The following is a 22,910-nucleotide window of genomic DNA, read 5'->3' as shown; positions in this document are numbered from 1 at the left end:
GCATGCGTAATTGAATTTTTCGTGACTCGGGCGCGTGAGTGTTGACGCTCACCAAGGCCGGACGATAGCCATTCCTGCGCTTTTCAAAAGGGAGCAGGGGCATGTCTATCGGTTCGGTCACCTACACCGGCAATCCGTTGATCGACGGCGTTCTCGGCTCCGTACGCTGGACGCAGTCGACCCTGCTGTTCAGCATCCCGACGGCCGCCAGCGACTACGGCACGAATTACGCCATCCTCGTCGATACCGACGGCAACCCGAGCACGCCGCCGGCCAGGATCAATGAGCCGGACGGCCTGATCGCCCTGACCGCCGCGCAGTCCGCTGCCGCCCGGGCGGCGCTCACCGCCGTCGCGCAGTTCACCAACCTGAACATCGTCGAGGCCGCAACCCCCGGCGGCGGCGACATCCGCCTCGCCAACACCACGGCCCTATCCCGGTGCCACCACCGCCTATGCCTACTTCCCCAGCAATTCGCGCGCGGCGGCGTGTGGGTGGTCTCGGGCTTCTACAACTACAGCAGCCCGACGCTGGGCAGCTACGCCTACCAGACGTTCTTCCACGAGATCGGCCACACGCTCGGCCTGAAGCACGGCCATGAGGCATCTGGCGGCAACGGCTCTGTGCTGCCGACGGATATGGACTCGCTTGAATTCTCGGTGATGACCTACCGCACCTATGTGAACGCGCCGATTAATGGCTACACGGCACCGGACGGCAGCTACCCGCAGACCTACATGATCGCGGATATCGCAGCGCTCCAGCAACTCTATGGCGCGAACTTCAACGCCAATTCGGGCAACACCACCTATACGTTCGACCCGTCGACCGGCCAGACCCTCATCGACGGCGTCAGCCAGGGCCAGCCGCGCGGCGACACCAACTATGACGGCATTGTCGAGGACGCCAACACCATCTTCCGCACCGTCTGGGACGGCAATGGCGTCGATACCTACGACTTTTCCCGCTACGGCGCGGACCGCCAGCTGCAGATCGACCTGACCCCGGCGGCTGGACCGACGTTGATGCCGACAGCACGTTCCAGGCCGCCTATCTTGGCGACGGCCGCTTCGCCCGCGGCCAGGTGTTCAACGCCTTGCAGTATCAGGGCGACAGCCGCAGCCTGATCGAGAATGCCATCGGCGGCGCCGGCAACGACAGCATCATCGGCAACAGCGCCAACAACCGTCTGGATGGCGGTGCCGGGGCCGACGCGCTGAGCGGCGGGCTGGGCGACGACACCTATGTCGTCGATCAGGCGGGCGACAGCGTGAGTGAAGCGCTCAACACCGGCATCGACCGCGTCGAGGCCTCGGTAAGCTGGGTGCTGAGCGCCAACATCGAGGACCTGCTGCTGGTGGGCGGCGACCTCGACGGCACCGGCAACGTCCACAACAACGTCATTACCGGGACAAGCGGGGCAAACCATCTCTGGGGTTTTGATGGCGCGGACCGGCTCGAAGGCAACGCAGGCAACGACATTCTGGTCGGCGGCCGTAACAACGACACCCTGTTCGGCGGCAACAACAACGACACCCTCTACGGCGGCGATGACGACGACAGGCTGGATGGCGGCGCCAGCAACGACACGCTCTACGGCGGCCTGGGGCGGACGCGTTCATCGGCGGCACCGGCACGGATACCGTCGATTACCTCTACCTCGACGAGGGCGTGGTCAACACGGTCGGCGTGCGCGCCGCGCTGCGTGATGCATCCCTCAATACCAATTCAGCGCTCGACGACACATTCGTCGAGATCGAAAACCTCGCCGGCACGGACCAGCGCGACACCCTGCTCGGCGACATCAACAACAACCTGCTGACCGGGCGTGGCGGCAACGACCGCCTGGAAGGCGACAGCGGCAACGACACCCTGCTCGGCGACAGTGGCGACGACCTGCTGGCCGGCGGTCCCGGCAACGACCTGCTGGACGGCGGCCAGGGCAACGACCAGATCGACGGCGGCGGCAACCAGGATACGGCGCGCTACCTCGGCAACGTCACCGACTACAGCTTCGACCGGGTGAGCGACAGCTTCGTGGTGACGGCGCTCAATTCGGACGAAGGCGTCGACACGCTGACCAGCATCGAGCGCATTCTGTTCGGCGACACCCAGTTCACCCTGACCGACACCCGCATCGCGTTCGCGCAGGCCGACAGCTACATCGTCGGCCTCGGTTCGACCTTCTCGGTCGACGCCGCGAGCGGCGTGCTGGCGAACGACGTCGTGATCGGCGACTATACGCTGACTGCCGGCCTGGTGACTGGCCCGGCGGAGGGCGATCTGCTGCTCAACACCGACGGCAGCTTTTCCTACACCCCGAACGCCAGCTTCGACGGCCTGGACAGCTTCACCTACTCGGTCTCGAACGGCGAGAGCGCCAACAGCCGCTTCACCGTGACCCTGACCACCGGCGCATCGGTGTTCATCGATCCCGAGGGGTCAGCCATGTGCAACCGGCGCAGGCGAGCGTGGACAGCGGCCCACTGGTCAGCGACGACGATGTTCTGGCCACTGCATCAGTGCAGGATTCTGCCTCCACGCAGGGTGCTGCGGTCACGCCTGTGGCACTTGACGCGCCGATCTCCCTTGACGGGCTGCTCTCCTCCGGAAGCGACGAAGTCCTCTTCACAGAAGACCACTTCGACGTCATTCCCCGCAGATCATCCCCTCCAGCAAGGACGAGACGGCAACCGGCATCGCTTATGCGACCCTGGATATCATACACGTCTTCTCGCCCCTGACCCTGGACGGCGCGCACCCGCAGATCGCTTAGCAGGCTGCTGAAAAGTGGAATTATACAGCTCCATTTCGTCATTCCGGCCCCTAACGGGGTGACGGCAAAAGGCGTTTTTGAAGGGTCTGCCTGGGGAAAACTGGCGGTGACGGAGGGATTCGAACCCTCGGTAGGGTAACCCCTACGGCAGTTTAGCAAACTGCTGGTTTCAGCCACTCACCCACGTCACCGTACCGAAGCGCCGGCGGCTGCTTGTCCGGCACTGCTAGGCAATCCGCGTGGCCCGGTCAACACGAGAAACGCGCACGCGTGCCAGCAGAGTTACTGCGCCGGTGCGGCCTGCTGCTTCTGGATCTCGAGCAGTTCGACCTTGAACACCAGCACCGCGTTCGGCGGTATCTGGCCCTGACCTTGCGGGCCGTATGCGAGGTCGGACGGGATCACCAGCCGGTACGCCCCGCCCTTCTGCATCTTGAGCAGGCCTTCGGCAAAGCCGGGATCACCCGCCGACCGGGAACGCCGCCGGTTCGCCGCGCTGGTAGCTGGAGTCGAACACGGTGCCGTCGATCAGCGAGCCTTCGTAGTGCACGAGCACCATGTCCTGCGGAGCCGGCCGCTCGCCCGAGCCCGGGCGCTGCGTCTCGAACTGCAGGCCGGACGGTGTGGTCTCGACCGCGCTGACGCTGGCGTTCTGCTTGAGATAGGCGTTCCCCGCCTCTGCCGAGAGCGCGCGCGGGCCGGCGGCGAGCGTGATCGCCAGAACCAGGCTCAGCACCATCATGGCGACCAGGGCGGATGCTCCGAATTTCATGGCGTTCCTCATCAAGCGGGTAAGAATCATGCGCGTCTTACAGCCGAACCACTCAGAGAAAAGCCGCCGATTAACGGCGGCTTGCTCATGACCGGACCGGGCTGGCTTACTTGTTGCCGTCGCGCTCGGCGCGCTTGCGCTCCAGCTTGCGTGCCCGGCGCACCGCTGCTGCCTTCTCCCGCGCCTTCTTCTCCGACGGCTTCTCATAATGCCGGCGAAGCTTCATCTCCCGGTACACCCCTTCCCGCTGGAGCTTCTTTTCAGCGCGCGCAGGGCCTGGTCGACGTTGTTGTCGCGAACGAGAATTTGCATGCAGTTCCGTCTCTTTTCCGGCAAAAGCGAGTGGTGAGCGCCAACCAAGGCTGGCGCGGCAAAGCCGGTGCGTTATCAACTTTTCCGCGCTTGTGAAGCCTCTTCTTGGCCGCCGCGACCATTTTGCCGCTGGCGACGGCGGTGCGGCTGTGCCATGGCTCAGCCATGATCGCGAACACCCACACGCTCAAGGTGCTGCGCCGGGAGCTTGGCCTGGCGCTTGCCGGCCATGCCGCCTTCGACGGCTGGACGATCACGGCGCTGGACCGGGCGGCCGACGATGTCGGCGTCTCCCGCGACGAGGCGCGGCTGGTCATCGGCACCAGCCCGAGCGCCCTGATCGACGCCTTCTTCGCTGCAGTCGGCGATCGGCTCGAGCAGCGTCTGGCCGAAGCGGCGCTGCCGGAGCTGAAGGTGCGCCAGCGTGTGCGCACCGGGGTCGTGATTCTGCTGGATCTGCTGGTACCCCACAAGGAAGCAGTGCGGCGCGCCAGTGCGCTGCTGCCGCTGCACGGGCCGCGCGCTGCCGGGCGGCTGTGGCGGCTGGCGGACAGCATCTGGCATGCGGCCGGCGATACGGCAGTCGATTACAATCATTACACCAAGCGGCTGATTCTCGGCGGCGTTATCGGCACCACCCTGCTGGCCTGGCTCGGCGACCAGAGCGATGCGCACAGCGAGACGCTGGCGTTCCTTGACCGGCGCATCGCGGGCGTGATGCGCTTCGAGACCGTTAAGGCGCGCGGCGTGGCGGCGCTGTCCCGGCTGCCGGACCCGGCGGCGTTCCTCGGGCGGCTGCGCTACCGCTAGACAGCCCTTGGCCTGCCGTGTTTTGCTTGTACGCCGCCGCGTACCTGCTATTTATTCTCAATACGGTAAAGCGCGGCAGCGCCCGAGGACTGCGTGAAGCTGAGTGACCTGAAGGCCGGGACGCCGGCAATCCTGACGGAAATCGTCGTTGCGCATGCCGATGCGCAGTTCAATCGCCGTCTGCTGGAGATGGGCTTCGATGTCGGCGTCGACATCGAGGTGCTGCACAAGGCGGCCTTCGGCGACCCGCTGGCGGTGCGCGTCGGCGGCGTGGTGGTCGCCATCCGCCGTGCCGACGCGGCGGCAATCCGCGTAGCCCCTGAGACGCAGGGCCTTGCCCGGGCCGCCGAATGACCGCAGCCGTCCTGAAGACCATCGCCCTCGTCGGCAATCCGAACGCCGGCAAAACCTCGCTGTTCAATGCCCTGACCGGCGCGCGCCAGAAGGTTGCGAACTATGCGGGCGTGACCGTCGAGCGCAAGTCCGGCCCGCTGCTGCTGGCGGATGGGCGCGAGGTCGAACTGATCGACCTGCCCGGCACCTACAGCCTGACGCCCGGCAGCCCGGACGAAGCCGTGACCACCAACGTGCTGGAGGGCGTACAGTCCGGCGAGCGCAGGCCGGACGTCATTCTGTGCGTGGTCGATGCGACCAACCTCGCCAACCACCTGCGCTTCGTGCTGGAGTTGCAGTCCACCGGCCTGCCGATGGTGCTGGCGCTCAACATGGCGGACCTCGCCACGCGCGACGGCCTGCGGATCGATGTCGAGGCGCTCTCTCACCAGCTTGGCATCCCGGTCATCGAGACGGTCGCGGTGCGCCGGCGCGGACTGGACGCCCTGCTGGCGGCCCTGCCCCGGGCGACAGCGCGCCAGACGCCGCCGCGTGACGTGCGCACCCTGGCGCGGGAGGCGCGGCAGATCGCCCGGCATGTGACCACGATCGTCGGCGAACGGGCGCGCTGGACCCAGCGCATCGACAGCATCGTCCTGCATCCGGTCTTCGGGCCGCTGCTGCTGGCCAGCCTGCTGTTCGTGGCGTTTCAGGCGGTGTTCGCCTGGGCCGAGCGCCGATGGCCTGGATCGAGGCCGGGATCGCCGCGCTGCAGGCGGCGCTTGCCGCGCTGCTGCCCGAGGGCCTGCTGCTGAGCTTCCTCAACGACGGCGTGCTGACCGGCGTCGGCAGCGTGGTCGTGTTCCTGCCGCAGATCCTGATCCTGTTCGCGTTCATCCTGCTGCTGGAGCAGTCCGGCTACATGGCGCGGGCGGCCTTCCTGATGGACCGGCTGATGGCGGGCGTCGGGCTGAACGGTCGCGCCTTCATCCCGCTGCTGTCGTCGTTCGCCTGCGCCGTGCCCGGCATCATGGCGACCCGCGCCATCGCCGACGAACGCGACCGGCTGACCACGATCCTGGTCGCCCCGCTGATGACCTGTTCCGCGCGGCTGCCGGTCTATGCGATCGTCATCGCCGCCTTCATCCCCAACACCCGCGTGCTGGGGCCGATCGGCCAGCAGGGGCTGGTGCTGTTCGGGCTGTATCTCACGGGCATCCTCGGCGCGCTCGGCGTCGCCTGGGTGCTGCGCCGCAGCGTCACCAAGGGCAAGGCACCGACCTTCCTCATGGAACTGCCGAAGTACCAGGTGCCGCAGGCGCGCGATCTCGTGCTGGAATTGATGACGCGGGCGCGCATCTTCCTCTACCGGGCGGGCACGATCATTCTGGTGTCGCTGATCATCCTCTGGGTTCTGGCGACGTTTCCCGCGCCGCCCGCCGGCGCGACGGGCCCGGCGATCGATTATTCCATCGCCGGCTGGCTGGCGCGCGGGCTGGAGGTGCTGTTCGCGCCGATCGGCTTCAACAAGGAAATCGCGCTGGCACTGGTGCCGGGCATGGCCGCGCGCGAGGTCGCGGTGGGGGCGCTTGGCACCGTCTATGCGCTGCAGGGCAACGAGGATGCGATCCAGCTCTCGCTGGTCGAGACCTTGCGCCACGCCTGGACGCTGCCGACCGCGCTCGCCTTCCTCGCCTGGTATGTGTTCGCGCCGCAGTGCCTGTCGACCCTGGCGATCACCCGGCGCGAGACCAACAGTTGGCGCTGGCCGCTGTTCATGGCCGGCTATCTGTTTGCGCTGGCCTATGCCGCCGCCGGGCTGACCTACTGGACTGCGCGCTGGCTTGGTGCATGAGGGGCTGGCATTCCTGCGGCATCCGCTTTACACTGTGAACATCGCAAGAACATTCAGGAAGAAAATATGGCGGGCAGCGTCAACAAGGTCATCCTCATCGGCAACCTCGGCAAGGATCCGGAGATCCGTTCGCTGAACGACGGCACCAAGGTGGCGAACCTGCGGATCGCGACCAGCGAGTCCTGGAAGGACCGCCAGAGCGGCGAACGCAAGGAGCGCACGGAGTGGCACCAGGTGGTCATTTTCAACGAAAATCTGGTGCGGGTCGCCGAGAGCTACCTGCGCAAGGGCTCGAAGGTCTATCTTGAGGGCGCGCTGCAGACCCGCAAATGGACCGACCAGTCCGGTACCGAGAAATACACCACCGAGATCGTGCTCCAGCGCTACCGCGGCGAGCTGACCATGCTGGACGGCCGCAGCGGCGGCGGCAGCAGCGACGACTACGGCAGCGACGACGCCGGCGACTATCGTGCGCCCGCCCGCAGCAGCGGCGGCGGCAACTTCAGCAGCGGCGCAAGCGCTGGCGGCGGCCGCTTCAACGACGCGCTGGACGACGACATTCCGTTCTAGCAGGCTGCTGAAAAGTGGAATAATACAGACTCATTTCGTCATTCCGGCGAAGGCCGGAATCCATGGGCGCATATATACACAACGAATATAAGGCGTTAGCCATGGACCTCGGCCTTCTCCGGGACAGGCTGAATCAAGCCCCTCCTCTTCAGGGGAGGGGTTGGGGAGGGAATATTGGACACAAGTGGCCTGACAAGCCCCACCCCGTCCCTCCCCTGAAGGGGAGGGAGATTCCGCCTCGATCTGACGCGGAAAAACTCTGACAGGCTGCTGAAAAGTGGAACTATACAGTCCCTTTTCGTCATTCCGGCCCCGGATCGGAATGACGAAACAAAGCTGCATCTCCGCGACTTTTTCAGCAGACGGCTGACCCGGCACTAAGCGACTTGATCAAATAAGCTAAAATTCTTATCCAGAGTATGAGCAATGGATTTTATGGCATTATGGTTTAATTTGTACTTATCATTAACCTTTATCGCAAAATCATATTCCGTTGAAGTGGATTTCTTTAAAGATCCATTTAATCCTAAAATAGCACCTTCGTAAACTCTTGCCGCTGCTTTACGCCCTGGATGCTTATTCAATCCGTCATCAATAAGAGCATTATACTTCTGAACATAGTCATTCAGCTTTAGTAAGTCATGCTCTGTCGACCCCTCACGATAGCGAGATTCATTTACACTGGTATGCGTGGTGCTTGCGTTTGTACTTGGAACAATTTTCGGCAAATCAGCGAATGGGCTACCTATTTTCTTTATTGTAGGTAGTACATCTGTTTTAATCTGATTCTCTTGCGATGCAGCAGCCTGTGGTACCGCAGTTTGCGACTTGTCTATAAACCGCGAGAAATAGGCTCGTAACGATGGATCCTGGATGTTGTGAACAGAGTTGTGAATAGACATGGTGCCGCCTCCAATGCTGCGCAGTATTTCCGAGCAATTTGCGTGCCAAAAATAATCGATGGTTGCATGCACAGGATGCGGGACGCTCTGTGGAGAAATTTGGCAATTACGGGCGTTTACCCACTGCTCGTTGCTGGCATGCGGGCAAATAATGCCGGTTCAATTTTTCCGGGAAGCCGGAAGGGGCATATTCGCCTACGCCCTCGCAGCGATTATACCAGCCTGCGCTGAGGCGGCCTGCGAAAGCCGGCGCGTCGCAGCGCTACAGCTTCGGCAGGGTCACGCCTTGCTGGCCCATGTATTTGCCGGCGCGGTCCGCGTAGGAGACCTCGCAGGGCTCGTTGCCCTGCAGGAACAGGAACTGGCACGCGCCCTCGTTGGCGTAGATGCGCGCGGGCAGCGGCGTCGTGTTGGAAAACTCGAGCGTCACATGGCCTTCCCAGCCGGGCTCCAGCGGCGTCACGTTCACGATGATGCCGCAGCGCGCATAGGTGCTTTTGCCCAGACAGATGACCAGCACATCGCGCGGCACGCGAAAATACTCGACCGTACGGGCCAGCGCGAAGCTGTTGGGCGGGATGATGCACACATCGGTCTGGCGATCGACAAAGCTCTTGGGGCTGAATTCCTTCGGATCGACAACCGCCGAGTCGACGTTGGTGAATATCTTGAACTCGTCGGCGACGCGCGCGTCGTAGCCGTAGGACGACAGCCCGTAGGAAATGCAGCCCTGGCGCTGCTGGCGGTCGACGAACGGCTCGATCATCCCCTGTTCGAGCGCCATCCGGCGGATCCACTTGTCGGACATCACCATGGTCAGTCTACGCCTTCAGTTTGTAGCCCCGCCGCAGCAGCACATAGGTCAGCACCGCCAGCACCGTATTGATCGCAAAGATAACCGCCGCCCCGACCGCAATATTGCTGTCGGCGGCACCGATCAGGCCATAGCGGAAACCGTCGATCAGATAGAAGAACGGATTGACGGCGCTGAACATGTGCCAAACGCCGCCCAGCCGCTCGATGGTATAGAAGGTGCCCGAGAGCAGCGACAGCGGCTGGATGACGAAGTTGGTGATGGTCGCTGCGTGATCGAACTTCTCCGCCCACAGGCCGGTCAGCACGCCGGTCAGGCCCAGCATCGCCGACCCCATCACCCCGAAGTAGACGATCGCCCAGACATGGCTGACATGCAGGTGCACATTCGGCGCCAGCATCATCGCCAGCGCGATCGACGCGCCGACGGCGGCGGCGCGGGTCACGGCCCCGCCGATGAAGGCGATCATCAGTTCGCCGGCGGACAGGGGCGGCATCAGGATATCGATGATGGTGCCCTGCACCTTGGCGATGAGCACCGAGGACGAGGTGTTGGCAAAGCTGTTCTGCAGCATCGCCATCATGATGAGACCCGGCGCCAGAAAGTCGGCGAACGGCACGCCAAGCTCGATGCGGCCCTGCCGGCCCAGCGCCACCGTGAAGATGAACAGGAACAGCAGCGTGGTCGCAGCCGGGGCCCAGACCGTCTGCATCTGTACCTTCATGAAGCGCCGGACCTCCTTGAGGTACAGCGTCCACAGTCCGCCAGCGTTGATGAAGGCGATGCGCGGCTTGCCGAACGGCAGAAACGCATCCCCGTCGCCGCTCGCGGAGCAGCCTGCGCAAAATCGGTGTTGGATATCGACATGCTTACCCTTGTGGCGCTAGAAGAGCCTTCGCGACGGCGGCCTTGCGCGAACGGTCCCTGACGGACGACGCTCAGCCGTTGCACCCTCTCGCGGATCGCCTCTACGGTTAGTGGCGATCGGCGCGCGCCGCAAGCCGGGGATCGGCCGACAGGCGCGCCGCCCCACGAACAGTGTTTCCCTGCGACGAAACGGCCGCAGGGCCAGAATTGAGGACGACGATATGTCTTGGACGCCGGAACGGATCGAAAAGCTGCAAAGCTCTGGGAACAAGGGCTTTCCGCCAGCCAGATCGCCGATGATCTGGGCGAGGGCGTGAGCCGCAACGCCGTGATCGGCAAAGCGCACCGCCTGGGCCTGAAGGCGCGCCCGTCGCCGGTGAAGACCGAGGCCGCACCCAAGAAGGCACCGGCAGCGCCCACGGCTGCCCCCACCCCGCGCAAGCCCAAGGCACCGCCCGCCAAGTCGGCGCGCGTCACCCTGCTCGACCTGAACGACCGGGTGTGCAAGTGGCCGCATGGCCACCCGAGCGACGACGATTTCCACTTCTGCGGCAAGCCGGTACAGCCGGGCTTCCCTACTGCGGCGAGCACTGCGCGGTCGCCTATCAGGCGCAACTGCCGCGCCGCGACCGCCGGGCAACATGCCGCCCGTGCGCGGCCCGGGCGCATAGGGCGTGATCGACGGCTGCATTAGATGTGAGCTTTCACCAGCCTGCTAGTGTCGTGGAATCGAAGTTCGCTACACCATGATATCGAACTCGTGCGCGAACTTCGATTCCGAAAACGACACGAGAAACAATATCTTGCTAGTGTCCTTCTCGAATCTGAAATCCAACCGCGCCTGATATCGGGTGTAACGGATTTCAGATTCGGGACACTAGAGTCTGATGACATTGGATGGGATCGCCATTCCGATCTTCACTGAAGCAGGCTGTAAAGTCCGCTCGTGGTGAGCCTGGACGAACCACGCGCCGCTCAGCCCTTCTGTCCGAGCTCAGGGTGAGCGGCGCGTGTGCAACCGCGCTATGGCGTGTGGGTCAACCTAAAGTCATCAGGCTCTAATACCAAGCTGCGATAAGATTGACTCATATCCCCTCCCGTAAACGGGAGGGGATATGGGTTCCGATCAATGCAGACTGGTATTACTTGCCGAGGCTGTTGAACTTGTCCATGGCGACGGCCATACGGCTCGAGATCGGCTCGAACACGTCGTTGACCAGCTTGATCGACATTTCGGTGAACTTCGAGGTGTGCGCGACGAAGTTGTCGTAGCTCGCCTTGGCGACCTGGTTGTTCACTTCGAAGAACTCCTTCGGGCTCTTGGCCGAGGTCAGGGTCTTCATGGTTTCGGTCAGCTCTTCCATCGACTTTTCGAGTAGTCGGCAGCGGCCTTGGTCAGCGCTTCAGCGCCCTTGGTCGCGGCCTGGGTCGATGCAACCAGCGCTTCCATGTGGCCCTTCGACAGGCCCGACACTTCGTTCAGCGCAGCGACGCTGTCGTCGAACTGCTTGCGAGCGAAGGTGATCAGCTGCTCCATGTTCTTGGTGGCGGTTTCGGCACCCGACTTCACGGCTTGCTCGAAACGCTCTTGACCGGCTTCCAGCGCGGTCTCGATGGCCTGGGTGGTCGGCTTGGTCTTGGCGGTGGTCATGCTTTTCTCCTGGCTGACGGGGCGGGCTTACTCAGGCGCCGTAGCAAAAATGCTGCACTCCGGGCCTCTATGCTGCGTTGCAACATATGACTATCGACGGCAGTGTCAAGGCAAATATGCTGCATTGCATCATGGTCGGGCGAAAAAATCCGCCGACCAGGCGTATTGAAACGATAGTGCGCGAATGACATCGATCACATGATTTGCAGGCGCCGAAATGGCCGCGCACGGCGCTTCAGCGGCGGGCCGAATGCGCCGAAATGCTGCGACTCGGCGACCTTCGCATCACATCTCGAGTCCGATCTGAGCGCCCTCATCGGTCTGCACATGCACGTAGCGGAAACCGGTGGCGCGATTGCGTCCACTGACGATGGTCACCAGCGAGTCAAGCGGGTGTGCGGCGACATCCTCCTCGGGGCGCGAGACGTAGAGTTCTGCCTGCAGCAGGCCGGTCGCCTCGAACTCGGTGGTGTCGACGCCCTGCTCCGCCAGCGTGGCCAGGCACTGCTCGAACTCCTGGCTGTCGCGGAAACGGCGCTGAACGAACACGGCGTTCTGCAGCTTCTCGGTTACCAGACCGTGCGCCGCCAGCGTCGCCTCGATCGCCGCATAGGGGAACATGCGCAATGCGAAGGAGATGACCCACGGGCGACGCTTGCCGATCAGCAGGTGCTCGAAAGTGCGCGCGGTGATGTAACCGATGGCGCCGGTCGAAAGGATGATGTCGACGCCCTGGAAGCGGCGGGCCATGGCGAGCGTCGGCAGCTCGGTTTCAAGGTTCGCAACGAAACCCCAGTCCAGCAGGCCGACGTCGGTCGCATAGCGGATGGCCTGCGCTGAGGCATCCAGGCCGCCCATGCGGGCGATGCCGACCTCGGGCCAGCTCCGGAAATAATGGCGGTCCAGCTCGATGACCTCGCGGGGCTCGAGGGTCATCAGCTCACGACGCGCATACCGCGCCCGGAGCGACCGGAAGCTGAGCGCATAGCGATGGACGGCGGCGTTGATGCCGTAGGAACAGCCGACGTCGAGCACGGTCGGCACGCCGCCGTACGCCTCCGACCAGGCGGCATAGAGTTGCCGGGTGATGGGTGCGGCGATGTCGGGGATCATATAGTCGAGCGAACCGAGCACCGAGAAGTAGCTCCGCGGGTCGTCCTTCGTGTAGATGGCGTCGAATTCCGCCTTGCTTCTGTTGATGTCCACGAAGTCTGCGTTGTTTTAATATCGACAAATGTTGCGTTCATATAATTACTCTCCCGTATCGCCCTGGTTCGTAGAAATAAATGTATAGACACTTCATCATGCAAGTATGTGCAGACATGCATGGATGCGATGGGGCCGGGCCATAAAGGCGCGACAAGCGCACAGCAATCTTTCAGCCATGATGCTGAATGCTGTGTATAGCGATACAATTATTATAATAGAATTTCAGGGCCGGCCTGTCGACCCTAAAATGAGTCGTGGGTCATTTGGAAAAACCGCTCGTGGTGAGCCTGGACGAACCACGAGCCGCTCATCCCTTCGCCAAGCTCAGGGTGAGCGGTGAGGTTTCAAAACCAACGACCCTGATCGCCCCTCCCCAGAGGGAGGGGTGGCGTGACTCAACCTGATGCCATCACGCTCTAATGTAGCCGTCGATCACGGTCTCGAGCACGGTCAGCGGCACGCCGCCGGTGCTGACGATCGCGTCGTTGAAATCGCGCAGGTCGAACTTTGCGCCGAGCGCCGTCTGCGCCTTGGCGCGCAGACGCAGGATTTCGTTCTGGCCGATCTTGTAGCCGCAGGCCTGACCAGGCGAGGCGCAGTAGCGGTCGATCTCGCTGGTGCAGGCGGCACGCGCGCGGCCGCTGTGGCTTTCCAGCCAGTCGATCGCCTGGTCACGGGTCCAACGCTTGGCGTGCAGGCCGGTGTCGACCACCAGACGGCAGGCGCGGAACTGGATCGCCTGCAGATAGCCGAGTTCGCCGAACGGGTCGTCCTTGTAGAAGCCGATTTCGTCGGCAAGCTGTTCGGAATAGAGCGCCCAGCCCTCGACGAAGGCGTTGAAGCCCATGAGCGAGCTCATCAGCGGCAAGTCCTTGTGGTGCTCGGCAAGGTAGGCACCCTGCCAGGTGTGGCCCGGCACGCCCTCATGGACGGTGAGGGTCGGGATGGTCCAGCGCGGCCAGTTCCCGGTGTCCTTGAGGTTGATGTAGTAGATTGCCGGGCGCGAACCGTCGAGCGCGGCAAAGTTCATGTAGCCAAGCGGCGCGCCGTCCTGAATGTCCACCGGCACCTGCTTGACCGTCACGTCAGCCTTCAGGCCGAGCTTCGACATTTTGCCCAGCAGCGGGCGCAGACCGGACAGGCGGCCGTTGATGTAGGCGATCAGATCGTGGCGGCCCTCCGGCGTGTTGGGGTAGAGGAAGCGCGGGTCCTTGGTCAGCGCGATCATGCGCTCCTGCGGCGTGCCCTGGGTCAGCCCCTGCGACTTCAGCACGCTATCGATCCGCGCGGTCAGTTCCTCATACTGGGTGAGGCCGGTCTGATGGACGGTCTCGGCGTCCAGCGTCGTCGTCGTTGAGGCGCGCAGCAGCCAGCGGTAATAGGCGTCGCCGTCCGGCAGCTTCCAGACGCCGGCATCCATGGTTGCCCTGGCGCTGTTTGCGGTAATCGCGGCGATCTGGCGATCGAGTGCCGGATAAATCTGTCCGGCGACGATCTTGTCGGCCTGCGTGGCCCAGTCGCCGGCGATGCCGGCCGCCTTGGCGCGCTCGGCGACCGAGGTCACCATGCGCTGCTGCGCCGACGGGATGGCCCGCGCGCCCGACAGTTGCTTCAGGATGGTCGCCTGGATGAATGCCGGCGGAATGACGCCAAGCCCGGCATCGTGCTGAATGCGCGCCGTCTCCTGGTCCAGCGCGCGCGCAAGCTCGGCGAGGCGGGACAGGTAGGCGTCCGCGTCCGCCCTGGTTGCGATCTTGTGCTGGGAGTCGAGAAATTCCGGCACGCCGGAGAAGGCCCCGTTCTGCTGGCTGACCACATAAGGCGTGCCGCCGCCGAACAGGCCCGACTGGAAACCGGCGTCCCCGAACTGAAAGGGCGCACCCTCAACGCCAAGCCCGGTCGCATAGCTGACGGCATCGTAGAAGATCGCATCCTTGGCCGAGAGGCTGGCGCGGTCGATGGTGGCGAGCCTGGCCGCATAGTCCTTGGCGCGCTGCTTGTCCGCCTGGGCGGCGGCAAGCGAGCGGTCCGACAGGTGTGCCTTCAGCCCGGCGCGCGCGCCGCTGTCGAGGCCGAGCGAGGTGGCCGTCTCCGGCGACAGATTGAGGATATCGTTCGCCATCGTGTCGAGCAGGGCCTTGAACGGCGCAGAGTCGGCTGCCCGCGCGAAGGACGGCAGGGCGGCGGCAAGGCCGGCGACAGCGGCGGTGGCAAGAAATTCGCGGCGATTGGCGCGCATGCTGTTCTCCCTGAAGCTTTGCGACGCGATGCTAGCGCCGTTCACGCAAGAATCCAGATGTCCAGCGCAATGTTTTTCCGCATTCGGCCTGCCTGGCCACGCTGCGAGAAAATTATGGCCCGGGCCGGGAAATATTCTGGCCCGCCTTCGTCGCAATTCCCGCCTTGGCTTATGGCGAAAGTTCGCCGCTTGGCGTATGATCGTTTCGGATGGGGAAGATTTCGTGCGTATGGCGCGCCCCTTCATTTTGCAACAGGGGATACCATGGCATTCTTTTCGGCACTTCGCGGCAGGATACGTTCCTTGGCCTGTCCACGGAAGACAACCTGTTTTCCTTCCGGCCCGGCGTCCTGCAGGCGTTCGACAGCATCGTCGGCGGCACCGGCAGCTTCCTTGACACCATCGCGTTCACCTCGTCCGCGCGTGTGCAGGCGGGCAAGTTCGATGTGGTGAGCAATATCGAAGTCGTCCGGCTGGATGTGCCCGGCATCGAACTGACGGTCTCCCGGCAACTGGTCGAGACCTCGCAGACTGGCTTCCTGACCGTGGAAGGCAGCAGCGGCAGCGATTTCGTCAGCGGCCAGCCGACCAACGTGAACCGCGCGCCAGTCACCGGCTCCATCCACTTCAACGGCAACGGCGGCGCGGACACCTTCAACGGTGGTGAGGGCGACGATATCGTGACGCTCAACCGCGCCGACCTCGGCGCTTCGACCCTGAATGGCTACCTTGGCTTCGACACGCTGGACATTCGCGGCGATGGGCTGATTTCGGCGGCCAGCCTTGCCAATGTCTCCAGCTTCGAGACCTTCCGCCTCAATGGTGCGCAGGAATTGTTTATCTCGCAGGCGCTGTTCGATACAGGCTTGGGATCGGTTGTGGGCGACGCCGGCAATCAGGTCGTCCGCGCCGATGCGGTCACGACCGGCGGCCACAACATCTATTTCAATCCAGGCGACGGCTCCGACTTTTCTTCGGCGGCGCGGAAATCAGCATCTGGTCCTCGCAGGCCAGCGAGATCGACAGCACGGACTTCTTCGACGGTGGGGTCGGCGGCGACGGCGACTTCCTGCAGATCTTCGGTGACGACCAGAGCGTTTCGGCCGAGGCGCTCGGCTCGTTCCTCAACATCGACGGCTTCCAGCTGTTCGGCAACAACACCAGCGTGACCCTCAACGCCAACCAGTCCAACACCGCCGACGGCTACATCAGCGCGCTCTATCAGTACGGCACCGGCTCGACCATCGACGCCTCTGCCGTCAGCGGCGACCAGTTCGTCATCGACGTGTTCAGCGGGCAATCCAACACCTACATCGGCACCCAGCGCCGACATCATCCTCCTCAACGCCTTCAACGGCAATTTCGTCGATGGCTTCACGGGTCTCGACCAGGTGCAGCTCAACGACCAGAGCAGCCCGGACCTGACCGACCTTGGCGCAGTCGTCGACAATGTCGAGAGCATTTACCTGCAGCCGAGCACGCCGGCGGTGCTGTTCCTCGACCCCAGCGACATCCCGGCCATCACCGGCGGCGGCCCGCTGATCATCGGCCGCGATCCGAACAATATCGACGTCAACACCAGCATCGAGAGCAGCACGGCCTGGAGCGTCGTTGCGACCGGTCTCAGCCAGTTCGATGTCGAGCAGATCGCCGGCTACCAGGGCGTCTGGTACCTCGGCAACAGCTTCACCCAGTATGAAGCCGACGGCCAGACCGTGTTCATTGAGGAGAGCATCAACGCGTTCGTACCCAGCTTCCAAGTCACCACCCTCGGCGACGAGGGCTATGACGGCGGCACGCTGGCCGACGAACTGTCGGATGGCGGCGGCCTCAGCCTGCGGGAGGCGATCGGCCTGGCCAGCAACGACGACACGACGTTCGACCGCATCACCTTCCATTCCGACCTGAGCGGTGGGACAATCACGCTGGATGCGTTCAACGACTTCACCCCGGAACTCACCCTGTCCGGCCTGCTGGAGATCGACGGCGACATCGACGGCGACGGCATCTCGGACATCACCATCGACGGCGATGGCCAGACGCGGATTTTCCGCGTCCAAAATCCGGGCGACGGCCTGCAGACGGTCGTCACTCTCAACGGACTTGACCTGACCAACGGGTTTGCCAGCAACGACTGGGGCGGTGCCGTGCTGGTGGATTTCGGTGCGGATGCGACCATCCGCAACAGCGCGATCTTCGGCAACGCTGCTGACGATGCCGGCGGCGGGGTTGCGGTCGACTTTGCGACGCTGACCATCGAGAACAGCCAGATCTTTGGCAACACGAGCCGCGACGGCGGCGGCGTCTACGCCTCTGACTCCCAGACCGTTATTCTTGACTCAGAAATCAGCGGCAACTTTGGCGACTTCGGCGGTGGCATCCACGCCACCGGGTTTGGCGATACCTTCAACAGCCTCGCCATCGTCAATACCGCGATCGAGGGCAACAACGCCAACAACGATGGCGGCGGCCTCTACATCGACTCCTTCCTGGTCGATGCGGCGCTGACCAACGTTACCGTCGCCGACAATGCGGCCGGCACTTTCGGGGCGGCATCGCACTCTTCGAGGCGGCCATCGACGCCACGAACCTTACCGTCGCCGATAACCGCGCGACCGTGGGCGGCGGCATCTACATCGACAGAAATGAGGGAAATACGACACTCAGCCAGGCGACGATCACCGGGAACTTCGCCGAAGACGTCGGCGGCGGTCTCTATGCCGCCAATGCGGACGGCGACCCGCTGCTCAACAATTCCATCGTGACCGCCAACGCCGCATTCAACCCGGATATCGCTGACGATATCTCCGGCAACGTGCAGTTCGGCGGCAACTTCATCCGCGGCGACAATTTGGTCGTCGATGGGGACACCTTCCTTGTCGCGCTCGCCGACATCTTCGACAGCTTGGTCCAGAACGGCTACGGGGTGACGACCGGCGAACTGGCGGACAACGGCGGCACCGTGCGGACGGTCGCGCTGCTCGACGGCGGCGTGGCGCAGGACGCCGGCAGCTTCCTGGTGGAGCCGGCCGACACCTTCGACCTCGACAATGATGGCGACGTCGAAGAGACGGTTCCGTTCGATGCACGCGGCGAGGGCTTCATTCGCGTGATCGACGGCGGGATCGATCTCGGCGCGTTCGAAAGCGGCACGGCACCCAGCGACGGCGGCGCCGCACAGGCAGCACCGTTCAGCGACGCTGCTCTGCCGCGCGCCGACCTTGCGACCCTCCTCGTCGCAGCGTTCGCGGATGCACCCGAAACCCTGTCGTCTGCAGCCTTCGCGCATGCGGAGCCGCAGTTCGATCTGGCGATCCCGTCGACGCTCAGCAGCATCCACGGCGACCTGTTCGCGCCGCAGATCGCCTGACCGCCGAAGCGGCCGACAGGCTGTTGACCCTCTCCCCTTGCGGGAGAGGGATTTAGCAGGCTGAGGACATTGGATGGGATCGCCATTCCGATCTTCACGGAGCAGGCTGTAAAGTCCGCTCGTGGTGAGCCTGGACGAACCACGAGCCGCTCAACCCTTCGTCCAGCTCAGGGTGAGCGGCGCGTGTGCAACCGCGCGATGGCGCGTGGTTCAACGTAAAGTCATCAGGTTCTAGAGCGGTTTTCGATCTGATGGAATCAGATCGGACGCTCTATGATTTTGTTTTGCCGCGATTTCTTAATCGTCAGATGATACCATCTGACTGGAAATCGCTCTAGCGAGACCTGTTCGCGGATGATTATTCCTCCCCATAGGGGAGGGGACCACCCGCAAGGGTGGTGGAGGGGTGGCGGATGCATGACATCTGTGGGCCTTTCACCCCACCGCCCGTCTTTCAGACGGACACCTCCCCTCGAAAGGGGAGGATTTTGCATCCGCGCACAGGCCTCCCGGCAGCCTGATCGGTTGAGGCGGAAAGCATGATTGCTTCAACCGATGGCGTGAATCACGCTCTATGCTGTTGTTTGCCGCCAGGAGTCAGCCCTCGTCGCCCATGCGCAGAGCGGCGATGAAGGCTTCCTGCGGGATGTCGACCTTGCCGAAGGTGCGCATCCGCTTCTTGCCTTCCTTCTGCTTGTCCAGCAGCTTCTTCTTGCGGCTGATGTCGCCGCCGTAGCACTTGGCGGTCACGTCCTTGCGCAGCGCCGCGATGGTCTCGCGGGCGATCACCTTGCCGCCGATCGCCGCCTGGATCGGGATCTTGAACAGGTGGCGCGGGATCAGGTCCTTCAGGCGTTCGCACATGCCACGGCCGCGATTCTCGGCCTGGCTGCGGTGGACGATCATGCTCAGGGCGTCAACCGGCTCCTCGTTGACGAGGATCTGCATCTTCACCAGGTCGCCTTCCTGGTAGCCGGTCTGGTGATAGTCGAAGCTGGCGTAGCCGCGGCTGATGGATTTCAGCCGGTCGTAGAAGTCGAACACCACTTCGTTCAGCGGCAGATCGTAGACCACCATGGCGCGGTTGCCGGCGTAGGTGAGGTTCTTCTGGATGCCGCGCCGGTCCTGGCAGAGCTTCAGCACCGCGCCCAGATAGTCATCCGGCACGAAGATCGTCGCCTCGATCCACGGCTCTTCCATGAGTTCGATCTTCATCGTGTCCGGCATGTCGGCCGGGTTGTGCAGCTCGATGTCCGTGCCGTCGCGCAGCCTGATCTTGTAGACGACCGACGGCGCGGTGGTGATCAGGTCGAGGTCATACTCGCGGATCAGGCGTTCCTGGATGATCTCGAGGTGCAGCAGCCCGAGGAAGCCGCAGCGGAAACCGAAGCCGAGTGCAGCCGAGCTTTCCATTTCGAAGGAAAAGCTGGCGTCGTTGAGGCGCAGCTTGCCAAGGCTCTCGCGCAGCTTCTCGAACTCGGCGGCGTCGATCGGGAACAGGCCGCAGAACACGACCGATTGCACCGGCTTGAAGCCGGGCAGGGCCTCGGCCGTCGGTTTCTTGGCGTCCGTGATGGTGTCGCCGACCCGGGTCTGCGCGACTTCCTTGATCTGGGCGGTGATGAAACCAACCTCGCCGGGGCCGAGGCTGGGCAGGTTCTCGATCTTCGGACGGAATACGCCGACGCGGTCGATCAGGTGATCGGTGCCGGCGGCCATGAACTTGACCATCTGGCCTTTTTCAGCGTGCCGTCGATCACGCGCACCAGAATGACGACACCGAGATACGGGTCGTACCAGCTGTCGACCAGCATCGCCTTCAGCGGCGCGTTCGGGTCGCCCTTGGGCGGCGGCATGTGCTGGACGATCGCCTCCAGCACGTCGTCGATGCCGATGCCGGTCTTGGCGGAGGCCAGCACGGCGTTGTCCGTCTCCAGCCCGATCACATCCTCGATCTGCTGCTTCACCCGCTCCGGTTCGGCAGCCGGCAGATCGACCTTGTTGATGACCGGCACGATGGCATGATCGTGGTCGAGCGCCTGGTAGACGTTGGCCAGCGTCTGCGCCTCCACGCCCTGGCTGGCGTCCACCACCAGCAGCGAGCCCTCGCAGGCGGCGAGAGCGCGAGACTTCATAGGCGAAGTCGACATGGCCCGGCGTGTCCATGAGATTCAGGATATAGCTTTCGCCATTGCGCGCCGTGTAGTCGAGGCGGACGGTCTGCGCCTTGATGGTGATGCCGCGCTCGCGCTCGATCTCCATGTTGTCGAGCACCTGCTCGGTCATTTCGCGGGCAGAGAGGCCGCCGCAGCGCTGGATCAGCCGGTCCGCCAGCGTCGACTTGCCGTGATCGATGTGCGCGATGATCGAGAAATTGCGGATTTTGGAAATATCAGTCATCGGGGCGCTTAGCAGCTTTCCCGCCGGTCGCAAAGCGGCGCGGTAGCGCAGGGAAGCCCGAAAACTCTTGGCTAAAGCCCCAAGTATCACGGTGGGCTTGGCAACACGCACGAATGCCGTTTGTCCGCTTGCCAAGGCTGGTATGCCTGTTAGCGTCTCTGAAAATCAGGGAGGACGGGCATGGCGCTGAATGTCGCGATCGTCGGATCCGGGCCGGCGGGCTATTACACGGCCGAAGGGCTGATCAAGCAGTTCGGCGATACCGTCTGCATCGACATCATCGACCGCCTGCCGACGCCGTTCGGGCTGATCCGCGCCGGGGTCGCGCCCGACCACCAGTCGATCAAGGCGGTTGCCCGCCGGTTCGAGGAGCAGCATGGGCATCCTGGCGTGCGCTTCATCGGCAATGTCGAACTGGGGCGCGATATCGCGGTCGCGGACCTGACCGGTTTCTACGACGCTGTGGTGATCGCGACCGGCGCGCCGCGCGACCGGCCGCTCGGCATCGAGGGCGAGGGCCAGAAGGGCGTGCTGGGGCGGCGCAGTTCGTCGCCTGGTATAATGCCCACCCGGATTATGCCTGGCTCGAGCCGGACCTGGACACCGCGTGCGTGGCGGTGATCGGCAACGGCAACGTCGCGATCGATGTCGCGCGCGTGCTGGTCAAATCACCGGACGAGATGGCATCGTCCGACCTCGCGCGCCACGCCGCCGCGCGTATCCACGCCAGCCCGATCCGCACGGTCAACGTCTTCGGCCGGCGCGGGCCGCTGGAGGTCAGCTTCACGCCCAAGGAACTCGGGGAACTCGGGCACCTGCAGCAGGCGCAGGCGCTGGCGGACCCGGCGCAGATGCCGCCTGAAGGTGCCGAAGATGCGCTCGACCCCGGCCAGCGCAAGGTGGTCGGGCATATCCGGGGTTTTGCCGCTGCGTCCGCGCAGCCGGAGCGGCGCAGCATCCGCTTCCACTTCTTTGCCCGCCCGGTGCAGATCCTGGGCGACGGGCAGGTGCGCGGCGTGCGTTTCGAGCGGACCCGGATCGAGGGCGGCAAAGCGGTCGGCACCGGCGCGTTCTTCGACATGCCGTGCGGACTGGTGGTCGGCTGCATCGGCTATCGCACGGCGCCGATCCCCGGTGTGCCGTACGATGAGCGGCTCGGGCGCTTCGCCAACGACGAGGGCCGGATTTCTGATGGCCTCTACTGCGTCGGCTGGGCGCGGCGCGGGCCGACCGGCACCATCGGGACCAACCGGCCGGACGGCTTCTGGATGGCCGAGCGGATCGCCAAGGAGGTCATGCCTTCCGGCAAGCGCGGACCGGCCGGGCTGGACGAGCGCCTGCGCGCCAGCCACCTGCCGGTCGTGACCTTCGAGGGCTGGAAGGCGATCGAGGCGGCAGAGGCCGCGCGTGCCCGCCCGGGCGCGCCGCGCGAGAAGTTCGCACAGGTCGAGGACATGCTGGGCGTGGCGCAGGACCGGTGAGCTAGAGTCTGCTGACATTGGATGGGATCGCCATTCCGATCTTCGCTGGAGCTGCCTGTAAAGTCCGCTCGTGGTGAGCCTGGACGAACCACGAGCCGCTCAGCCCTTCGTCAAGCTCAGGGTGAGCGGCGCGTGTACAACCGCGCGATGGCGTGTGGGTCAACGTAAAGTCAGCAGCCTGCTATAGCCCGGCGTTCCAGGCAACGAGGCCGAGCAGTGCATTGAGCAGGCCCATGCCGAGCGCCAGCGGCACGCGCAGCCGCAGCCACCAGCCCGGCGCAAGTTTTGCCTGCACCAGCGTGCGGTCGACGCGCAGCCCAAGCGGAAACGTCAGCCCGACGATCAGGGCCGCGACACCGGAAAAGCTGAACAGGCAGGCCAGCGCGACAAAGGTCGGCAGCACCGACTGCACCAGCAGCGGTGCGCAGCCGCGCATCGACGCTGAGGCTGGCGAACGCCCACCAGGTCCCGGAGACGAACACAAGGATCAGCGCGCCGTACAACAGCCCCAGGCGAAAGCCGAGCGGCCGCAGGTCCGGCGGCGCAAAC

22 protein-coding genes, 1 tRNA gene and 4 pseudogenes are annotated in these 22,910 nt (G+C 63.9%); 12 read left to right on the top strand and 15 right to left on the bottom strand.

Annotated features, from left to right (window positions below; all coding sequences use genetic code 11):
• Positions 1-101 precede the first annotated feature (101 nt).
• The 3 genes from E6W36_RS10760 to E6W36_RS10755 are packed head-to-tail and all read left to right on the top strand — an operon-like array spanning position 102 to position 2,787.
• Positions 102-1,127, top strand: a complete 1,026-nt coding sequence (locus E6W36_RS10760; protein WP_222872598.1) for a M10 family metallopeptidase — start codon at positions 102-104, stop codon at positions 1,125-1,127.
• Positions 1,085-1,822: a calcium-binding protein gene (locus E6W36_RS20720; RefSeq protein WP_281277297.1), complete on the top strand. Its 738-nt coding sequence runs from the start codon at positions 1,085-1,087 to the stop codon at positions 1,820-1,822. Before E6W36_RS10760 ends, E6W36_RS20720 begins: the two co-directional genes overlap by 43 nt.
• Positions 1,756-2,787 (top strand): Ig-like domain-containing protein, encoded by a 1,032-nt coding sequence (locus E6W36_RS10755; RefSeq protein WP_281277537.1) that lies wholly within the window; start codon positions 1,756-1,758, stop codon positions 2,785-2,787. The genes E6W36_RS20720 and E6W36_RS10755 overlap by 67 nt, the downstream gene beginning before the upstream one ends.
• A 90-nt stretch (positions 2,788-2,877) precedes the next feature.
• On the opposite strand, the gene E6W36_RS10750 is transcribed toward E6W36_RS10755, so the two are convergent.
• The 4 genes and pseudogenes from E6W36_RS10750 to rpsU all read right to left on the bottom strand — a co-directional run bounded on the left by E6W36_RS10750 (position 2,878) and on the right by rpsU (position 3,860).
• Positions 2,878-2,967 (bottom strand) — tRNA-Ser (locus E6W36_RS10750).
• A gap of 91 nt (positions 2,968-3,058) precedes the next feature.
• The gene (locus tag E6W36_RS20715; RefSeq protein WP_281277296.1) at positions 3,059-3,208 is read right to left on the bottom strand and encodes an FKBP-type peptidyl-prolyl cis-trans isomerase; all 150 of its coding nucleotides are present in this window, start codon (positions 3,206-3,208) and stop codon (positions 3,059-3,061) included.
• A gap of 28 nt (positions 3,209-3,236) precedes the next feature.
• Positions 3,237-3,548 (bottom strand): FKBP-type peptidyl-prolyl cis-trans isomerase, encoded by a 312-nt coding sequence (locus tag E6W36_RS20710; RefSeq protein WP_281277295.1) that lies wholly within the window; start codon positions 3,546-3,548, stop codon positions 3,237-3,239.
• A gap of 106 nt (positions 3,549-3,654) precedes the next feature.
• Positions 3,655-3,860: pseudogene (gene rpsU, locus E6W36_RS10740) on the bottom strand (30S ribosomal protein S21).
• 105 nt (positions 3,861-3,965) lie between these two features.
• Here rpsU and E6W36_RS10735 point away from each other — a divergent pair.
• The 4 genes and pseudogenes from E6W36_RS10735 (at position 3,966) to ssb (ending at position 7,428) form a co-directional block, all read left to right on the top strand.
• Entirely contained in the window at positions 3,966-4,670 is a 705-nt protein-coding gene (locus E6W36_RS10735; protein ID WP_222872596.1) for a COQ9 family protein, read from the top strand.
• Between the two features lie 93 nt (positions 4,671-4,763).
• On the top strand, positions 4,764-5,024 hold the full coding sequence (locus E6W36_RS10730) for a FeoA family protein (protein ID WP_222872595.1): 261 nt from the start codon (positions 4,764-4,766) through the stop codon (positions 5,022-5,024).
• Positions 5,021-6,858, top strand: a pseudogene (gene feoB, locus E6W36_RS10725) (ferrous iron transporter B). The gene E6W36_RS10730 and the pseudogene feoB overlap by 4 nt, the downstream one beginning before the upstream one ends.
• Positions 6,859-6,924: 66 nt before the next feature.
• Positions 6,925-7,428: a single-stranded DNA-binding protein gene (ssb, locus tag E6W36_RS10720; protein WP_222872594.1), complete on the top strand. Its 504-nt coding sequence runs from the start codon at positions 6,925-6,927 to the stop codon at positions 7,426-7,428.
• A gap of 377 nt (positions 7,429-7,805) precedes the next feature.
• On the opposite strand, the gene E6W36_RS10715 is transcribed toward ssb, so the two are convergent.
• The 3 genes from E6W36_RS10715 to E6W36_RS10705 all read right to left on the bottom strand — a co-directional run bounded on the left by E6W36_RS10715 (position 7,806) and on the right by E6W36_RS10705 (position 9,949).
• Positions 7,806-8,402, bottom strand: coding sequence for a hypothetical protein (locus tag E6W36_RS10715; RefSeq protein ID WP_222872593.1), 597 nt, complete (start codon positions 8,400-8,402; stop codon positions 7,806-7,808).
• Positions 8,403-8,592: 190 nt separating this feature from the next.
• Positions 8,593-9,144: a dCTP deaminase gene (gene dcd / locus E6W36_RS10710; RefSeq protein WP_222872592.1), complete on the bottom strand. Its 552-nt coding sequence runs from the start codon at positions 9,142-9,144 to the stop codon at positions 8,593-8,595.
• Between the two features lie 7 nt (positions 9,145-9,151).
• A complete protein-coding gene (locus tag E6W36_RS10705; RefSeq protein WP_246048316.1) occupies positions 9,152-9,949 on the bottom strand; it encodes an ABC transporter permease in 798 nt (265 codons plus the stop codon).
• A 283-nt stretch (positions 9,950-10,232) separates the two neighbouring features.
• Between E6W36_RS10705 and E6W36_RS10700 the strand changes: the two are divergent.
• Positions 10,233-10,689, top strand: a pseudogene (locus tag E6W36_RS10700) (GcrA family cell cycle regulator).
• A 464-nt stretch (positions 10,690-11,153) separates the two neighbouring features.
• On the opposite strand, the gene E6W36_RS10695 reads toward E6W36_RS10700, so the two are convergent.
• The 6 genes from E6W36_RS10695 to E6W36_RS10670 form a co-directional block, all read right to left on the bottom strand.
• Complete coding sequence (locus tag E6W36_RS10695) at positions 11,154-11,375, bottom strand: phasin family protein (RefSeq protein WP_222872590.1); 222 nt, start codon at positions 11,373-11,375, stop codon at positions 11,154-11,156.
• Positions 11,363-11,662: a hypothetical protein gene (locus E6W36_RS10690; RefSeq protein WP_222872589.1), complete on the bottom strand. Its 300-nt coding sequence runs from the start codon at positions 11,660-11,662 to the stop codon at positions 11,363-11,365. Before E6W36_RS10690 ends, E6W36_RS10695 begins: the two co-directional genes overlap by 13 nt.
• 285 nt (positions 11,663-11,947) lie before the next feature.
• Positions 11,948-12,868 (bottom strand): hypothetical protein, encoded by a 921-nt coding sequence (locus tag E6W36_RS10685; protein WP_222872588.1) that lies wholly within the window; start codon positions 12,866-12,868, stop codon positions 11,948-11,950.
• Positions 12,869-13,280: 412 nt separating this feature from the next.
• Positions 13,281-15,110, bottom strand: a complete 1,830-nt coding sequence (locus E6W36_RS10680; protein ID WP_222872587.1) for a DUF885 domain-containing protein — start codon at positions 15,108-15,110, stop codon at positions 13,281-13,283.
• A gap of 242 nt (positions 15,111-15,352) precedes the next feature.
• On the bottom strand, positions 15,353-16,045 hold the full coding sequence (locus tag E6W36_RS10675) for a hypothetical protein (RefSeq protein ID WP_222872586.1): 693 nt from the start codon (positions 16,043-16,045) through the stop codon (positions 15,353-15,355).
• Between the two features lie 5 nt (positions 16,046-16,050).
• Complete coding sequence (locus tag E6W36_RS10670; protein ID WP_222872585.1) at positions 16,051-16,446, bottom strand: hypothetical protein; 396 nt, start codon at positions 16,444-16,446, stop codon at positions 16,051-16,053.
• A 55-nt stretch (positions 16,447-16,501) separates the two neighbouring features.
• Here E6W36_RS10670 and E6W36_RS10665 point away from each other — a divergent pair, with 55 nt between their 5' ends.
• Positions 16,502-17,875, top strand: coding sequence for a right-handed parallel beta-helix repeat-containing protein (locus tag E6W36_RS10665; protein WP_222872584.1), 1,374 nt, complete (start codon positions 16,502-16,504; stop codon positions 17,873-17,875).
• Positions 17,872-18,480, top strand: a complete 609-nt coding sequence (locus E6W36_RS10660; protein WP_222872583.1) for a choice-of-anchor Q domain-containing protein — start codon at positions 17,872-17,874, stop codon at positions 18,478-18,480. Before E6W36_RS10665 ends, E6W36_RS10660 begins: the two co-directional genes overlap by 4 nt.
• 597 nt (positions 18,481-19,077) lie before the next feature.
• Here the strand turns inward: E6W36_RS10660 and lepA are convergent.
• Positions 19,078-20,880 (bottom strand): annotated as a pseudogene (gene lepA, locus E6W36_RS10655) (translation elongation factor 4).
• A gap of 180 nt (positions 20,881-21,060) precedes the next feature.
• On the opposite strand from lepA, the gene E6W36_RS22130 reads away from it, so the two are divergent.
• Both E6W36_RS22130 and E6W36_RS10650 read left to right on the top strand, forming a co-directional pair.
• Complete coding sequence (locus E6W36_RS22130; protein WP_342776655.1) at positions 21,061-21,501, top strand: FAD-dependent oxidoreductase; 441 nt, start codon at positions 21,061-21,063, stop codon at positions 21,499-21,501.
• Positions 21,492-22,361, top strand: a complete 870-nt coding sequence (locus E6W36_RS10650) for a ferredoxin--NADP reductase domain-containing protein (protein ID WP_342776654.1) — start codon at positions 21,492-21,494, stop codon at positions 22,359-22,361. The genes E6W36_RS22130 and E6W36_RS10650 overlap by 10 nt, the downstream gene beginning before the upstream one ends.
• A gap of 181 nt (positions 22,362-22,542) precedes the next feature.
• On the opposite strand, the gene E6W36_RS10645 is transcribed toward E6W36_RS10650, so the two are convergent.
• Complete coding sequence (locus tag E6W36_RS10645; RefSeq protein WP_222872582.1) at positions 22,543-22,797, bottom strand: DUF3429 domain-containing protein; 255 nt, start codon at positions 22,795-22,797, stop codon at positions 22,543-22,545.
• Between the last annotated feature and the right edge of the window lie 113 nt (positions 22,798-22,910).

This window comes from Hankyongella ginsenosidimutans (assembly GCF_005144965.1).
Classification (GTDB): Bacteria; Pseudomonadota; Alphaproteobacteria; order Sphingomonadales; family Sphingomonadaceae; genus Hankyongella; species Hankyongella ginsenosidimutans.
This window is presented reverse-complemented; position numbering and strand designations above follow the sequence as displayed.

Bases quoted from the DNA above. Each gene is read 5' to 3' on its own strand.
- E6W36_RS10695 (WP_222872590.1), bottom strand. From the start codon at position 11,375: ATGGAAGAGCTGACCGAAACCATGAAGACCCTGACCTCGGCCAAGAGC.
- E6W36_RS20710 (WP_281277295.1), bottom strand. From the start codon at position 3,548: ATGAAATTCGGAGCATCCGCCCTGGTCGCCATGATGGTGCTGAGCCTG.
- E6W36_RS20715 (WP_281277296.1), bottom strand. From the start codon at position 3,208: ATGCAGAAGGGCGGGGCGTACCGGCTGGTGATCCCGTCCGACCTCGCA.
- E6W36_RS22130 (WP_342776655.1), top strand. From the start codon at position 21,061: ATGGCGCTGAATGTCGCGATCGTCGGATCCGGGCCGGCGGGCTATTAC.
- E6W36_RS10690 (WP_222872589.1), bottom strand. From the start codon at position 11,662: ATGACCACCGCCAAGACCAAGCCGACCACCCAGGCCATCGAGACCGCG.
- E6W36_RS10670 (WP_222872585.1), bottom strand. From the start codon at position 16,446: ATGATGTCGGCGCTGGGTGCCGATGTAGGTGTTGGATTGCCCGCTGAA.
- ssb (WP_222872594.1), top strand. From the start codon at position 6,925: ATGGCGGGCAGCGTCAACAAGGTCATCCTCATCGGCAACCTCGGCAAG.
- E6W36_RS10680 (WP_222872587.1), bottom strand. From the start codon at position 15,110: ATGCGCGCCAATCGCCGCGAATTTCTTGCCACCGCCGCTGTCGCCGGC.
- dcd (WP_222872592.1), bottom strand. From the start codon at position 9,144: ATGGTGATGTCCGACAAGTGGATCCGCCGGATGGCGCTCGAACAGGGG.
- E6W36_RS10645 (WP_222872582.1), bottom strand. From the start codon at position 22,797: ATGCGCGGCTGCGCACCGCTGCTGGTGCAGTCGGTGCTGCCGACCTTT.
- E6W36_RS10760 (WP_222872598.1), top strand. From the start codon at position 102: ATGTCTATCGGTTCGGTCACCTACACCGGCAATCCGTTGATCGACGGC.